Raw genomic sequence first — 13,974 nt, forward strand, 5'->3', positions numbered from 1 at the left:
AGCACAGCACCATGACCACCACGCAATTCACCTTGAGCCGCAACAGCTTCGGCCAGCTCAGCCTGACCGGCGCCGACGGCAGCGTCCACGACAACGTCGCGCCGGCCCGCGCCTTCCCGGTGCAGGCGCCGCTGGACGGCATCGCCATCGTCAGCAGCGACGGCAAGGAGGTCGCCTGGATCGACCGCCTGGAAGACTTGCCGGCGGCCACCGCCGCGCTGGTGCGCGAGGAGCTCGGCGGACGCGAATTCATGCCGGAGATCGCGCGCATCCTCGGCGTCTCCAGCTACGCCACGCCGTGCACCTGGAGCGTGGCCACCGACCGTGGCGAGACCGAGTTCGTGCTGCGCGGCGAGGAGGACATCCGCCGCCTCGGCCTCGACACGCTGCTGGTGTCGGACACCCACGGCATCCACTTCCTGATCCGCGACACGCTCAATCTCGACAAGCACAGCAAGAAAATCCTCGACCGCTTCCTGTAAAGCCTGGGCGGGAAAAGTTCCCGTCCCCGCGCGCCAAACGCAGCGCCGCTGATGCGCATCAGCGGCGCCGCCGATCGCCCCGTTCCGCCCACCCCGCTCTGGCACACTCCAAAGACTAATTGGAGGGTCCATCATGAGCGCCTACACCACCCGTCAAGACTTGCCCGGCAGCTTGCCGGCGGCCGCGTCCAGCGCCCTGCGCCTGGGCGCGCTCGCGTCCGACGAACGCTTTGAGGTCACCGTGCGGGTGCGCCCGCGCGCCGCGCCGCCCGACCTGGCCGCCAGCGCGGCGACGCTGGCGCTCAAGCCGGCCCAGCAACAGCAGCTGAGCCGTGAAGAATACGCCGCCGCCTTCGGCGCCGACCCGGCCGACCTGGCCAAGGTGGCCGACTTCGCCCGCCACTTCGGCCTGGTGGTGCTCGACAGCAGCAGCGCGCGGCGCAGCGTCTTCCTGTCCGGCACGGCCGACCAGTTCGCCGCCGCCTTCGGCACGCAGATCGAACAGGTCGAGCACGCCGGCGGCGTCGGCCGCGCCGTGGCCGCGCCGCTCAGCGTGCCGAGCGAGGTGGGCGACATCGTCGAGGGCGTCTTCGGCCTGAGCGACGCGCCGGTGGCGCGGCCCCATCTGCAGCAACTGCCGGAGGCGCAGGCGGCGGCCGGCGCCTCGTTCACGCCGCCGCAGTTGGCCAAGCTGTACAACTTCCCCACCGGCGTCGACGGCAGCGGCCAGTGCATCGCCATCATCGAACTGGGCGGCGGCTTCCGCACCACCGACATCAGCAACTACTTCAAGGGCTTGCACCTGCCGGTGCCGAAGGTCAAGAGCATCTCGGTGGACGGCGGCAAAAACCACCCGACCACCGCCAACAGCGCCGACGGCGAAGTGATGCTCGACATCGAGGTGGCGGCCGGCGTGGCGCCGAAGGCGCTGATCTGCGTCTACTTCGCGCCCAACACCGACAAGGGCTTCCTCGACGCCATCACGGCGGCGCTCCACGACAAGGTCAACCAGCCGTCGGTGATTTCGATCAGCTGGGGCGCGGCGGAAAAATTCTGGACACCGCAGGCGCTGAGCTCGTATGACGCCGCCTTCCAGAGCGCCGCCACCTTGGGCGTGACGGTGTGCTGCGCCGCCGGCGACGCCGGCTCGGGCGACGAGAACCCCGACCAGGGCCAGCCGGACGGCCTGGCCCACGTCGACTTCCCCGCCGCCAGCCCGCACGTGCTGGCCTGCGGCGGCACCCGGCTCAAAGCCAACGGCAGCAGCATCGCCAGCGAGACGGTGTGGAACGACGACCCGCTGCGCAGCGCCTCGGGCGGCGGCGTCAGCGACTTCTTCGACCTGCCGGCCTACCAGAACGGCGCCGGCGTGCCGGCGTCGGCCAATCCGGGCGGCCGCGTCGGCCGTGGCGTGCCCGACGTGGCCGGCGACGCCGACCCGAACACCGGCTACCAGGTGCTGGTCGACGGCCGCCGTCTGGTGTTCGGCGGCACCAGCGCGGTGGCGCCCCTGTGGGCCGGCCTGGTGGCGCTGATGAACCAGAAGCTGGGCCACCACGTCGGCTTCCTCAATCCCCTGCTGTACGGCGCGGCGGTGGGCAGCGGCGCCACGCATGACATCACGGTGGGCGACATCGGCGCCTACCAGGCCGGCGCCGGCTGGGACGCCTGCACCGGCTGGGGCTCGCCGAACGGCGCCAAGCTGCTGCAGGTGCTGGGCAGCTAGGCGGCTAAGCGCGCCGCGGTGGCTCCGCGCTAGGCCCGCTGCGGTGGCAGCGCCGCCGGTGTCTGCTCGTGCGGCGCCGGCTCGTGCGGCGCCGGCGCGGCGGCGATGTCGCGGTACATCGCCAGCTGGTTCTCCATCAATTGGAAATACAGGCCGTCGCGCTGGCGCAGCAGTTCGGCGTGCGTGCCCTGCTGGGCGATGGCGCCCTGGCGCAGCACCAGCACGCGGTCGGCCTTGACGATGGTCGAGTAGCGGTGCGCGATGATGATCGTCGTGCGGCCGCGCATCAGCTGGTCGAGCGCGGTCTGCACCAGCAGCTCGCTGGCCGAGTCGAGCGCGCTGGTGGCCTCGTCGAGGATCAGGATGCGCGGATCGCGCAGCAGCGCGCGGGCGATGGCGATGCGCTGTTTTTGCCCGCCCGACAGCTGCACGCCACGGTCGCCGACCACGGTGTCGTAACCCTGCGGGAAGGCGCTGATGAAGTCGTGGGCGTTGGCCAGCCGGGCGGCGGCCTCCACCTCGGCCGGCGCCACCTCGCGTTCGGCCACCGCGAAGGCGATGTTCTCGCCTATGCTGCCGGAGAACAGCGACGGCTCCTGCTCGACGATGGCGATGTTGGCGCGAATGTCGCCCAGCGCCAGCTCGTCCGGCGCCAGGCCGTCGAAGCGGATGGCGCCGAGATCGGGCCGGTAGAAGCCCAGCAACATGCTGGCGATGGTCGACTTGCCGGCGCCCGAGGCGCCGACCAGCGCCACCTTCTCGCCGGCGGCGATGACGAAGCTGATGTCGTCCAGCGCGGCGCGCTCGGGCCGCTCCGGATAGGCGAAGCTGACCTGCTCGAACGCGATGCGGCCCTGCAACTGCCGGCCCAGGCCCGCCCGGCCCTCCTCGTCCGGCGCGCTGTCGATGATCTCGAAAACGCGCTCGGTGGCGCCGATCGAGCGCATCCAGTCGCCCCAGTAGTCGCTGAGCGCGCCGGCCGAGGCGGTGACCATGCCGGCGTACAGGACAAAGCTGACCAGCTCGCCCACCGTCAGGCGCCCGCTGCTGATCAGCCCGGCACCCAACCACAGGGTCAGCAACAGCGCCAAATAGGTCAGCAGCGAGGAGACGCCGCGAAAGCCGGCCAGCAGGCGGGTGTTGCCCAGCGCCGCGTGCAGCGCCGCGTCGGTGGCGGCATGGTAGCGGCGCCGCGCGCCCTCATGCTGGCCGAAGGCGTGCACCAGGCGGATGTTGGTGAAGTGCTCGTGCGCCACCTTGCCGCAATCGGCCTGGCGCTGCTGGATCTCGCGGGCGCAGCCGCGTATCAGGCCGCCGGCGCGCTTGCCCAGGTACAGGCTGAGCGGCACGCAGACCAGTAGGACCAGGCTCAGCTGCGGCGAGATCGACAGCAGCATGACGACGCAGCCGAGCAGCACGCAGAGCGAGCGCAGCGAGACCGCCATGCCCATCGTCAAGGTGTCGTGCAGCACCTCGACGTCGGCCGCCAGCCGGCCGGTCAGCTCGCCGACGTTGTGCTTGTCGTAGAAGGCGATCGGCTGGCGGATCAGCGCGCCGTACAGCAGGCGGCGGATGCGGGTGACGATCATCAGGCCGGTCGATTCGAAGATGTAGTAGCGCAAGGTGGTGGCCACCGCCTGCAGCGTCAACACCGCCAGCATCAGCAGGCCGAAGCGGCCATACCAGTCGGCGCCACGGCGGCTGCCGATGTTGTCGATGAAATGAGACAGCGCCTTCGGATACAGCAACTCGATGGCCACCGTCACACTCATGAAGAACAGGCCGGCCAGCAGGCGCGGCGCGAAGGCGCGCAGCAGGCGCAGGCGCTGCAAATGGGGTCGTTCGGCGCCCGCCGGCGCGGCCGTTGGCGCGGCGCTCGGCTTCGCCGTGCTCATGCGGCCGCGTCCGCGTCCGCGTCGACGTCGCGCATCTGCTCGACGAAGCTGAACCAGTCCTCGTCGCCGACCAGGCCGCCGGCCTGCAGCGCGCCGTGCTCGTCGATGAACAGGTAGGCCGGCGACGACAGTTGCGGATTGAGCCGGCGATAGGCCTTGGCGGCGACGCGCAGGGTGATGCGCTCCAGGCCGCTGCCGGCGAGGAAACGGCGCAGCCGCCAGCCCGATTCGGTGCTGACCAGCCACAGGTCGACGCCGGCGCCGTTGGCCGCCGGCGCCAGCGCGGCGATCTCCGCCAATTTGCCGCGACATTTCGCGCACTTGCTCGACAGGAAGAGCAGCACCGTCGGCTGGCCGGCGCGCGGTGCGTCGCGCCAGCCGCCGGCAGCGGCAGCGTCGCCGGCCAACACGCGGCCGCGCACGCCGGGCACGCTCTGGCCGACCGGCAGGGCGCCGGCCGAGGCGCCGTCCAGGCCGTGCTGTTTCAACAAACCCAGCAGACGGAAAGTCAGCTTGAAGTTCAAGGCGATGGCGCAGGCCAGCACGGCCAGCGCCAGATGGATGGTGTCGAGTTCGTTCACGCGCCCTCCTCCGGCGTACCCAGCAGCGCGACCAGGTCGTGGAAATGGACCGAGACCACGGCCAGCATCAGGCCCAGGCTGGCGCACATCAAGCGCGCCGCCAGGCCGGAGCCGGCGTCATCGCCAACGCCGACACCGCCCAAGGCGCGGCCGGCGCGGCCGTCCAACTCGCCGCCGGCGCCGAGCAGCGCCGCGACGATGGCGGCGATCAGCAGCAGGTTGCGCAACAAGTCGTAGCCGGACACCGGCCGTTCCGCCTCGCCGAAGCAACTGCAGCGCACCACGTCCCGGCTGAGAAATTGATAGCCAACCACCAATGTGAACACGAGCAACATGGCCAAGGCGGCCAACAAGGCGCAGTCGTCCGTGCCCGAGTCGAGCAGCAGGACGATGGCAAGCAAACCTTCGGCGGCGATCAGCAGCGGCGCCAGCGCGGCGGCAAGGCCGGCGGACAGGCCGAAGGACTCGACCAGGTTGCGCTTCAGGCCGGCGAAGCTGGTCAGCTTGCCCCAGGCGCCGCACAGCAACAGGAAACCGAGCAGGAAGCGCAGGGTTGCGCCGAAGAAAACCTCGCCGCTCATCGCAACGCCACCGCATCCGTCCAGGTCGGCAACAGGCCGTCGGCGCGGTACCGGCGCAGGCGCAGGCCGTCGCGGCTGGCCAACAACGCGTCGTGCCAGGGCTCTTCGGCCGACTGGCGCGCGCCGCCGCCCACCGTCGCCTGGAACACGGTCGACAATTGCCAGGCCAGCTCCTCGACCAAGTCGTGGCGCTCGACGTTCAGGCCGAGCCGGCGCAGCTCGTCGCCGTTGATGGCGTAGTCGTGCGAATGGTAGCCGTACATCAAATGCTCGACGATGCGGCGGCGCGCCGCCGCGTCCTGCTGCGGCAGCTGGTGGGCCAGCAATTCTTCGCCGATCTGCCGCAGCTCCTGTGTGCGGCGATAGAAGGCCGTCAAGGTCGGCGGGAAGACGCTGTTGCACAACAGGGCCAGCGACTGCGCCCGGGCCTCCTGCGAGTCGGCGCCGAACCAGTCGGCGCCCATGTCGCCGAAGCGCTTGATGTCCATGCAGGACAGCGCCGTGGCGGCGGCATCGTCGCCGTCCTCGCCGCCGTGCAGTTGCGGATCGATGGGCGAGAAGATCGCCATCTCGCCGGCCACGATCTGGTCCGCCGCCAGGCTCAGGATGGTGGCGGCCGACTGGCAGTAGTAGGGCACGATGAAGCTCAGGTGGCGGCTGTGGCCGCGCAGCAGCAGCGCGATGCGGCGCGCCGCGTTGACCTCGCCACCACGGCAATGCAGCACCACGTCGAGCCGCTCGCAAGGGCCGATGCGGCGCAGCTGCTCGTACAGCGGCGGCAGCAACTCCATGTCCAGGCGCGAGGCGGCCAGCAACAACACCCGGCTGTCGCGCATCTGCTCGATGCCGCGCAGGCTCTGCAACAGGTTCAGCTGCGGCTGCATGCGGCCTCCCGCAGCAGGGTGTCGGCCAGCGTTTCCAATAGTTTGAATTCGGGAACCAGTTGCTCGATGTAGAGGAACTGTCCGGCGGGATTGTTTTCCAGGAAGACGTATTCGCCCTGCGGCGTGACGATCAGGTCCAGCGCGCCGAACTGCAGGCCGTAGCTGGCGACGAAGGCGCGGCAGCGTTGCGCGATATCGGCCGGCAAGGTGGTCGCCTCGTAGCGGATCTCGGCCGTCATGTCGCGCACGTCGACCATGGTGCGAACGTCGTCCTGCGAATGGATCTTGGCGGCGAACAATTGCTCGCCGATGATGGTCACGCGCAGTTCGTATTGTTTGGGAATGTATTCCTGGAACTGGCAGGCCAGTTCGCCGACCGCGTCGATGCTCTCCATCATCTCCTCGCTGACGATGGTGGTGCCGACGCCGCTGACCAGGCGCTGCTCCTCGGCGACGTCATCGGCGGCCAGCGCCGGCGTCGACATGGACTTGAAGATGATGTCGCCCGAAACGCCCTGGCGGAAGGCCTTGACCCGCGCCGGCGCGTTGCTGACGATGGTGGCCGGCACGCGGAAACCCAGCGCCATCGCGCGCTTGAGTTGCTCCCCCTTCCACATCGCCGCCCGCACGACGGCCGGATGGCCGATCCAATAGCAGTCGAGCGCCATCAGCAGGCCGAACAGTGCCTGCTCCGTCTCCTGCCGGGCGTAAGCGAACTCCTGGGCCGACAGGTCGGCGCTGCGGAAGACGTACTCGGCCGGCTTCCTGGCCCAGACCGCGCCCACCTCGCTCATGCGGAGGCGCTGGTCGGTGGGCAGATGGCGCAGCTCGCCGTCCCACTCGCCCTGGCGGAAGCGCTGGCACAGTTCGTAGTCGCGGGGAAAATGGTCGAGGTCGAGACGGAAGGGAGTACAACCCTTGCCGATCAGAATGGGGACGACGAGGTCGGCGTGCAGATCCGAGCTATTGCTGACAATCAGGACTTTCTTGACCATGGGCACCCGTCAAATGGCGATAAATAAATAGCGAGAAACAAGCGTGTCGGCCGGGCCGGGCGGTCGCTGGCCACGCCCGCGAGGACGTGGCCAGGACGCGCGGCGCATGGCCGCGCGAAGGTTAAGCGGGCTGGGCCACGCTTAGCACCAGATGCCTCTGTCGTTGCCGCCGCCAACGCGGTTGGCGCGGGCATCGGGACCGGTGCAGCCGGCCAGGGCGACGCCGTCACGCAGCTTCCACTGTGGCGCAGCTTTCACTTCTTGTTCTTTCTTTGCTGCCAGTTTGAAGGCGAACAGCTTGGCTTGTTTCTGATTATTCATTTTTTCCAACCTTTTAAGAGTAGTTAAAAATCCAATCGAACGGCAATACCACTTGTGGTGGTGAAAGAAATGTATCATTGCGTTTTTTTCAAGTCAATCGCCTCTTTCATTGATTTTTCTGCTACCGGGCGCCACCCCGCCAGCGCTCGTGGGGAGGGGCCGCGGGCGGTGTTTTTCGTGTTGCCTAAACGATACAGTTGCCACAAAAAAAGTCGCCGAATGGGAATCATGAGCTCGGCGCTCAGATCCGAACCCTTGCTTGCGATCAGGATTTTGTGCGGCGTGGACAGCCGCTGGACGGCCTGGAAAAAACTGGCGGGAAGGCGAGGAATGGGGATGGGGCGTGGCGTGGCGTGGCGTGGCGTGGCGTGGCGTGGCGCGGCGACGGAATACCCGCCGCGCCACGCGTAACTCAAAGGCGACGGGCGCCGATCAGCACCAGATGCCGTTGTCGCGGCCCCACAGACGGTCGCCGCGCGCATCAGGGCCGCTGCAGCCGGCCACGGCGACGCCGTCGCGTTGTTTCCATTGCGGGGCGACTTTGGCCGCTTGATCTTTCTTCGCGGCCAGTTTGAAGGCGAACAGTTTGGCTTGATTCTGATTTTTCATTTTTTCCAACCTTTTTAGAGTAGTTAAAAATCCAATCGAACGGCAATACCACTTGCAGTGGTGACAGAAATGTATCATTGCATTTTTTTCATGTCAATCGTCGCTTCCATCGATTTACTGACTGCCGGGCGCGGCGCCGCCACCACCCCGGCGGGGGCCGGCGGCGGCGTTTTTTATGTTGCGGAATCGGCACAATTGCTCCCGAAACGGCGGCGGAAAAGGAAAAATCCCCGTGAAAAATTCCGCCACAATATTTCCGCATGGCTATTAATTGTTAGCAAACAATGCTAGCATTGCATTGTCGGATCGTCATCCGGCCCGACCACCGGGAAGCCGCGCTGGCCGGTTTCGCATCCCACCAGGAAGAGCACCATGAAGAATCTGAAAATCGGCACCCGCCTCGGGCTGGGCTTCTCCATCATCCTGTTGTTGCTGACCGTGATGACGCTGATCGGCATCCTGCGGCTGAGCAGCGCCAGCGCCCTGACCGAGGAAATGGTCGGCGTGCAGGTCCGCGACGAGCGCCTGATCGCCGAATGGGTCAAGGTCATCGAAGTGAACGCGGCGCGCACCACCGGCGCCTGGATGGTGGCCGATCCGGCCGACCAGAAGGCGCTCGAAACGCTGATGGCCGAGTCGTCCGGCCGCGCCACGCAGATCCAGGACCAGATCGGCGCCGAGCTCGGCAACGGCGAGCTCAAACCGCTGTTCCAGCAGGTGCTCGACACGCGCAAGGCTTACACCGCCGTGCGCAAGGCGGTCTTCGTGGCCAAGGGCGCCGGCGACACGGCCCAGGCCAAGTCGCTGTATGAAACCGACATGACGCACAAGCGCATCCTCTACCTCGACGCGCTGAAAAAGTTCTCCGACAAGAAGGCCGCCCTGCTCGACGCCAGCGCCGCCCAGATCCAGCGCCAGTATCAAAGCGGACGCGGCTTGCTGATCGGGCTCGGCGTGATCGCGCTGGCGATCGGCGCGCTGGCCTCCTGGTGGATCACGCGCACCATCACCGAGCCGATCAAGGCCGCCGTCAAGGTGGCCGAGACCGTCTCCGCCGGCGACCTGACCAGCCACATCGTCGTCACCGGCGGCGACGAGACGGGCCAGCTGATGGGCGCGCTCAAGGACATGAACACTTACCTGGTCGACATCGTCGACCAGGTGCGCAGCGGCACCCAGACCATGGCCACGGCGTCGAGCCAGATCGCGGCCGGCAACGCCGACCTGTCCTCGCGCACCGAGGAGCAGGCCAGCTCGCTGGAAGAGACCGCCTCGGCGATGGAGGAGCTGACCTCGACCGTCAAGCAGAACGCCGACAACGCGCGCCAGGCCAACCAACTGGCCATCAGCGCCTCGGCCATCGCCAGCCGTGGCGGCGCGGTGGTGGGCGAGGTGGTGCACACCATGGGCTCGATCAACGACTCCTCGCGCAAGATCGTCGAGATCATCAGCGTGATCGACGCCATCGCCTTCCAGACCAACATCCTGGCGCTGAACGCCGCCGTCGAGGCGGCCCGCGCCGGCGAACAGGGACGCGGCTTCGCCGTCGTCGCCTCCGAAGTGCGCAACCTGGCGCAACGCTCGGCCGCCGCCGCCAAGGACATCAAGGGCCTGATCGACGACTCGGTGCAAAAGGTCGAGCTCGGTTCCGGCCTGGTCGACAAGGCCGGCCAGACGATGCAGGAGATCGTCGAGAGCATCGCCCGGGTGACCCAGATCATGACCCAGATCAGCCAGGCCAGCGACGAGCAGAGCACCGGCATCGAGCAGGTCAACCTGGCCATCACGCAAATGGACCAGGTGACCCAGCAGAACGCCGCGCTGGTCGAGCAGGCCGCCGCCGCCGCCGAGTCGATGCAGGACCAGTCGGCCAAGCTGGCCGAGGTGGTCAGCATCTTCAAGCTCGACGCCGCTCACAGCCCGGTCCGCCTGGCGGCCCCGGCCCCGGCCCCGGCCATCCCACGCGCCCGCATGGCCGCGCCGGCCACGACGCCGCGCCGGCCACGCGCCGCCCTCGCCGCCCCGCTCCGCAAGACGGCGCCCGCCGGCAAGCCAGAAGCGGCGCTGGCCGGCGCCAACGACGACTGGGTCGAGTTCTAAGCGGCCGCCACACCGCCGCGCTATTTCCCCTTGGGCCAGACGCTTTGTCTGGCCATTTTTTTGCCTGCGAAAAAAATCGACACACATGCCTTGTCGCCGGCGCGCACGATTGAGACTCCGTCAACATTTGCACAAAATCAATTACAATTGAATAATCTTCCCTTTCGCGAGCGCCAGCTCGGCCAATCCGCCATGAAAAACCCCACGATGAAAAAAATCGCTTTGTCCGCCATGTCGCTCGCCGCCGTCTTGTGCGCCGGCAGCGTCCAAGCGGCCCCCGTCAGCGCGACGTCGAGCGTCGCCGTCGGCAACTTCCATTACACCCTGATCGACCTCGACACCAACGACAACATCGCCCCGTCGATTCACTTCGCCTTCCCGGACACGAGCAATCCTTGGATGCGCCAAGGCAGCAGTGTGGATGTCAACTCCACAGTGCGCGTCGAAGGCGAAAAAGACGTCATTGACTCGGTGAATGTCCGCAACGTCCGCGTGGTGGACCTGTCGCGCGCCAGTTCCACCATGGGCTTGGTCAACACCTCATCGACGATCACCGCCGGCGCCGGCGAGTTCGGCATTCAGGGCGCCACATCGACCGTTCGGGGCACCGCCGAGATCCCGGTCGACTCCGCGTTCCGCGGCATCAGCAGTTTCGTCAGCCGGGGCAGCATCTTCAACGTCGGCGACTTCACCCTGTCGGCGCACACCAAATTGGTATTCAGTTTCGATTTTGCGGCCTCGGCAAGCGTCTTCGCCAATGCCAACCAAGTGGCGGCGAGCGGCGTCGAATTCAGCGCCGGGCTGACCTATGTCGATGCCCTCGGCCAACGCCAGTACGCGAGCGTCGAGCGCCATATCCGCCTCGACTCGCATTGGGACAGCGCGCAAAGCATCAACGAGACGCTCTCTTACAGCATGAGCAACACCACGGCCAACGATCTGGCCGGCCGTGGCTCGATGTATTCCGAAGCGAGCGGCTACGCCTTCGCCGCGCCGGTGCCCGAGCCGGAAACCTACGCCATGTTGCTGGCCGGCCTGGGCCTGCTCGGCTGCATGGCCAAGCGCCGCCGCGCCTGAACATCACCGTCGGCGGGGGCGGGGGCGGGGGAGACATATCGCGGCGCGCACGAGTGAAATTTTATAATCATTTAATTAATGTTTTCATAAAATAAACTATAATTAAATAATGTTTCACTTCACGAGCGCCAGCTCGACCAACTCGCCATGGAAAGCCCAACAATGAAAAATTCTCCTTGTCCGCCATCTCGCTCGCCGCCGTCTTGTGCGCCGGCAGTGTCCAGGCGGCCCCCACCAGCGCAAAAGCCAGCATCGGCATCAGCAACTTCCACTACACCCTGATCGACCTCGACACCAGCGACAACATCGCCCCGTCGATTCACTTCAACTTCCCGGATTCGAGCGATCCCCAAGGCAGCAGTGTGGGTGCCAACGCCACAGTGCACCCCAATGGCGAAAAAGAAATTGATCAATGGGCGGGTGAAAGAAATGTCAAAGTGGTGGATGTGTCGCGCTCCGCTTCCGTCATGGGTATGGTCAATAGCTCAGGGACGGTCGTCGCCGGCGGTGGCGAGTCCGGTCTGCAGGGCGCCACATTGGCCGTTCAGGGAACGGCCGAGATCCCCACCGACTCCGCGTTCCGTGGCAGTGCCGATTATTCCAGCCAGGGCCGCATCTTCGGCGCCGCCGACTTCACCCTGTCGCCGCACACCAAATTGGTGTTCAGTTTCGATCTGGCGGTATCGGCAAGCGTATTCGCCAATAAAAACCAGACGGCTCGCAACGAAACCACATTCAATGCCAACCTTTTGTATTTCGATGCTCTCGGCAAAATCCACTATTCGGCCATCATCGGCCGCCGTTTCAACCTCGACGCGCAGTGGAATAGCGCGGAAAGCGTCAACGAGGCATTCGCCTTAAGCATGAGCAACACGACGGCCGACGATTTGGCCGGTCGTGTCGGGATGGCTTCCTGGATGAGCGGCGAAGTCTCCGCCGTGCCCGAGCCGGAAACCTACGCCATGTTGCTGGCCGGCCTGGGCCTGCTCGGCTTCATGGCCAAGCGCCGCCGCGCCTGAACCTCCCCGCAGCCCGTCTGCGGGGCCGGGGGCGGGGGCGGGGACGAATGAAACTTTATGAATATTTAATTAATGTTTTCATAAAATAAACTATAATTAAATAATGTTTCACTTCACTAGCGTCAGCTCGACCAACTCGCCATGAAAAGCCCAACAATGAAAAAATTCTCCTTGTCCGCCATCTCGCTCGCCGCCGTCTTGTGCGCCGGCAGCGTCCAGGCGGCCCCCGGCAGCGTAACGTCCAGCGTCACCGTCAGCAATTTCCACTACACTCTAATCGACCTCGACACCAACGACAACATCGCCCCGTCCATTCACTTCAACTTCCCGGACCCGACCGATTCTTGGAAGCGCCGAGGCAGCAACGTGCGAGTCTACTCCGCAGTACTCGCCGATGGCGAAAACTCTATCAATCGCTCGGCGAGTGAACGCAACGCCAAAGTGGTGGATATGTCGCAATCCACTTCCCTCCTGGGCATGGTTAACAGCTCAGGAACGATCACCACCGGCGGCGGCGAGTTCGGTATGCAGGGCGCCTCATCGGTCATTCAGGGAGCGGCCGTGATCCCCGTCGATTCCGCGTTCCAAGGCACAAACTATTATTCCGCCGAGGGCGGCATCTTCAAAGATGCCCCCTTCACCCTGTCGGCGCACACCAAATTGGAGTTCAGTTTCGATATACTGGTCTCAGCAAGCGTCTTCGCCAATAAAAACCAGAACGCGCGGAGCGAAACCAGATTCGAGAGCTACCTGGGATATATCGATGCCCTTGGCGAAAACCGCTATGGCAGCGAGGTGCGTGCCATCTACCTCGGCTCGGCATGGGGCAGCGCGGAAAGCATCAACGAGACGCTTTCCATGAGCGTGAGCAACACGACTGACAACGATTTGGCCGGTGATTTCGCACTCTCTTCCAACATGTGGGGCCAAGTCACCGCCGTGCCCGAGCCGGAAACCTACGCCATGCTGCTGGCCGGCCTGGGCCTGCTCGGCTTCATGGCCAAGCGCCGCCGCGCCTGAACCTCCCCGCCACCCCGCCGTCCGACAACGGGGCGGCGAGCGCGTGGCGGCGAACGGGCGCTCAGCCCACCTGCCACGCGTTGTCACTGCGACGCCGATTGGTCCCGATAGCCTTCGGACCAATCGAGCCGCTCGTCGAGCAACTCCTCGATCTCCGAGGAATCCAGCCTGGTGAACAGGGCGCCCAACTTCAACTCACCCTTGGCCAGGGCCAGCACGGCAAGTATGGCCTGGACGGTCTGCGCGTCCAGCTCGGCGGCCAAGTCCTCGCGCGCCAGCAGGCACGCCTGCTCCCAGGCATCGGCATAGCTCGCCGCCAACCATTGCGGCAGGAGCGGATTGTGTTTGCCGTGCCGCTCCACCTCGATGGTCGCCATCAGGCCGTAGAAATTCCAATCCCGTCCGTCCGCCGCCGCGGCGATGCGCACCAATTGAGGCACGGCGGCATACGAGCCGACGCCGAGGTCGCCCTGATGGTGCAAGTCGTCCCATATGGCCTCCCAGACATCCTCGCCCGATTGCAATTGCGCCAGCAGCGCGGGCGCTGCGGTCGGCGTGCGGTAACCGCCGTCGAGGTCGGCCCAACGCGGGTCTTCAAGTGCAAGCATAGTTTTCCTTTTCGTGGTTTCCAGCGCCGGGCCGGAGCAAGGTGGTGGCGCTCGGCGCGCGCCCCCCCCGGACCGC

Annotated in this window: 15 protein-coding genes; 7 read left to right on the top strand and 8 right to left on the bottom strand. The window is 66.1% G+C overall.

The window, feature by feature from the left end:
• The first annotated feature begins 11 nt into the window (after positions 1–11).
• Together H7U20_RS24930 and H7U20_RS24935 are read left to right on the top strand one after the other, a co-directional pair.
• Positions 12–482 (top strand): cyanophycin metabolism-associated DUF1854 family protein, encoded by a 471-nt coding sequence (locus H7U20_RS24930; RefSeq protein ID WP_199761845.1) that lies wholly within the window; start codon positions 12–14, stop codon positions 480–482.
• Positions 483–615: 133 nt separating this feature from the next.
• Entirely contained in the window at positions 616–2,208 is a 1,593-nt protein-coding gene (locus H7U20_RS24935; RefSeq protein ID WP_199761846.1) for a S53 family peptidase, read from the top strand.
• A gap of 29 nt (positions 2,209–2,237) precedes the next feature.
• Here the strand turns inward: H7U20_RS24935 and H7U20_RS24940 are convergent, their stop codons facing one another.
• The 7 genes from H7U20_RS24940 to H7U20_RS24970 form a co-directional block, all read right to left on the bottom strand.
• Entirely contained in the window at positions 2,238–4,103 is a 1,866-nt protein-coding gene (locus H7U20_RS24940; RefSeq protein WP_199761847.1) for an ABC transporter ATP-binding protein, read from the bottom strand.
• Complete coding sequence (locus H7U20_RS30505) at positions 4,100–4,684, bottom strand: redoxin domain-containing protein (RefSeq protein WP_199761848.1); 585 nt, start codon at positions 4,682–4,684, stop codon at positions 4,100–4,102. Before H7U20_RS30505 ends, H7U20_RS24940 begins: the two co-directional genes overlap by 4 nt.
• Positions 4,681–5,265 carry a MauE/DoxX family redox-associated membrane protein gene (locus H7U20_RS24950; protein ID WP_199761849.1) on the bottom strand — a complete coding sequence of 195 codons (585 nt, stop codon included), beginning with the start codon at positions 5,263–5,265 and terminating at the stop codon, positions 4,681–4,683. Before H7U20_RS24950 ends, H7U20_RS30505 begins: the two co-directional genes overlap by 4 nt.
• Positions 5,262–6,149 (bottom strand): SDH family Clp fold serine proteinase, encoded by an 888-nt coding sequence (locus tag H7U20_RS24955; RefSeq protein ID WP_199761850.1) that lies wholly within the window; start codon positions 6,147–6,149, stop codon positions 5,262–5,264. Before H7U20_RS24955 ends, H7U20_RS24950 begins: the two co-directional genes overlap by 4 nt.
• A complete protein-coding gene (locus H7U20_RS24960) occupies positions 6,134–7,144 on the bottom strand; it encodes an ATP-grasp domain-containing protein (protein WP_199761851.1) in 1,011 nt (336 codons plus the stop codon). The genes H7U20_RS24955 and H7U20_RS24960 overlap by 16 nt, the downstream gene beginning before the upstream one ends.
• A 141-nt stretch (positions 7,145–7,285) precedes the next feature.
• Positions 7,286–7,543: a hypothetical protein gene (locus H7U20_RS24965; protein ID WP_233411066.1), complete on the bottom strand. Its 258-nt coding sequence runs from the start codon at positions 7,541–7,543 to the stop codon at positions 7,286–7,288.
• A gap of 354 nt (positions 7,544–7,897) precedes the next feature.
• Positions 7,898–8,083, bottom strand: a complete 186-nt coding sequence (locus H7U20_RS24970; RefSeq protein ID WP_199761879.1) for a hypothetical protein — start codon at positions 8,081–8,083, stop codon at positions 7,898–7,900.
• A gap of 81 nt (positions 8,084–8,164) precedes the next feature.
• Between H7U20_RS24970 and H7U20_RS24975 the strand changes: the two genes are divergently transcribed.
• The 5 genes from H7U20_RS24975 to H7U20_RS31125 all read left to right on the top strand — a co-directional run bounded on the left by H7U20_RS24975 (position 8,165) and on the right by H7U20_RS31125 (position 13,290).
• The gene (locus H7U20_RS24975; protein WP_199761852.1) at positions 8,165–8,365 is read left to right on the top strand and encodes a hypothetical protein; all 201 of its coding nucleotides are present in this window, start codon (positions 8,165–8,167) and stop codon (positions 8,363–8,365) included.
• Positions 8,366–8,446: 81 nt separating this feature from the next.
• On the top strand, positions 8,447–10,174 hold the full coding sequence (locus tag H7U20_RS24980) for a methyl-accepting chemotaxis protein (RefSeq protein WP_199761853.1): 1,728 nt from the start codon (positions 8,447–8,449) through the stop codon (positions 10,172–10,174).
• A 30-nt stretch (positions 10,175–10,204) separates the two neighbouring features.
• A complete protein-coding gene (locus H7U20_RS24985; RefSeq protein ID WP_233411067.1) occupies positions 10,205–11,251 on the top strand; it encodes a PEP-CTERM sorting domain-containing protein in 1,047 nt (348 codons plus the stop codon).
• A 176-nt stretch (positions 11,252–11,427) separates the two neighbouring features.
• Complete coding sequence (locus H7U20_RS30510) at positions 11,428–12,270, top strand: PEP-CTERM sorting domain-containing protein (protein ID WP_233411068.1); 843 nt, start codon at positions 11,428–11,430, stop codon at positions 12,268–12,270.
• A gap of 525 nt (positions 12,271–12,795) precedes the next feature.
• Positions 12,796–13,290, top strand: coding sequence for an FxDxF family PEP-CTERM protein (locus H7U20_RS31125; protein WP_233411070.1), 495 nt, complete (start codon positions 12,796–12,798; stop codon positions 13,288–13,290).
• An 83-nt stretch (positions 13,291–13,373) separates the two neighbouring features.
• Here the strand turns inward: H7U20_RS31125 and H7U20_RS25000 are convergent, their stop codons facing one another.
• Positions 13,374–13,898, bottom strand: a complete 525-nt coding sequence (locus H7U20_RS25000) for a hypothetical protein (protein ID WP_199761855.1) — start codon at positions 13,896–13,898, stop codon at positions 13,374–13,376.
• Positions 13,899–13,974 lie beyond the last annotated feature (76 nt).

This window comes from Rugamonas violacea (genome assembly GCF_016461825.1).
GTDB lineage: Bacteria > Pseudomonadota > Gammaproteobacteria > Burkholderiales > Burkholderiaceae_D > Rugamonas.

Excerpts from the sequence above, each read along its gene's own strand:
- H7U20_RS24930 (WP_199761845.1), top strand. The coding sequence starts at position 12 with ATGACCACCACGCAATTCACCTTGAGCCGCAACAGCTTCGGCCAGCTC.
- H7U20_RS24935 (WP_199761846.1), top strand. The coding sequence starts at position 616 with ATGAGCGCCTACACCACCCGTCAAGACTTGCCCGGCAGCTTGCCGGCG.
- H7U20_RS24940 (WP_199761847.1), bottom strand. The coding sequence starts at position 4,103 with ATGAGCACGGCGAAGCCGAGCGCCGCGCCAACGGCCGCGCCGGCGGGC.
- H7U20_RS24950 (WP_199761849.1), bottom strand. The coding sequence starts at position 5,265 with ATGAGCGGCGAGGTTTTCTTCGGCGCAACCCTGCGCTTCCTGCTCGGT.
- H7U20_RS24955 (WP_199761850.1), bottom strand. The coding sequence starts at position 6,149 with ATGCAGCCGCAGCTGAACCTGTTGCAGAGCCTGCGCGGCATCGAGCAG.
- H7U20_RS24960 (WP_199761851.1), bottom strand. The coding sequence starts at position 7,144 with ATGGTCAAGAAAGTCCTGATTGTCAGCAATAGCTCGGATCTGCACGCC.
- H7U20_RS24965 (WP_233411066.1), bottom strand. The coding sequence starts at position 7,543 with ATGATACATTTCTTTCACCACCACAAGTGGTATTGCCGTTCGATTGGA.
- H7U20_RS24975 (WP_199761852.1), top strand. The coding sequence starts at position 8,165 with ATGTCAATCGTCGCTTCCATCGATTTACTGACTGCCGGGCGCGGCGCC.
- H7U20_RS24980 (WP_199761853.1), top strand. The coding sequence starts at position 8,447 with ATGAAGAATCTGAAAATCGGCACCCGCCTCGGGCTGGGCTTCTCCATC.
- H7U20_RS31125 (WP_233411070.1), top strand. The coding sequence starts at position 12,796 with ATGCAGGGCGCCTCATCGGTCATTCAGGGAGCGGCCGTGATCCCCGTC.
- H7U20_RS25000 (WP_199761855.1), bottom strand. The coding sequence starts at position 13,898 with ATGCTTGCACTTGAAGACCCGCGTTGGGCCGACCTCGACGGCGGTTAC.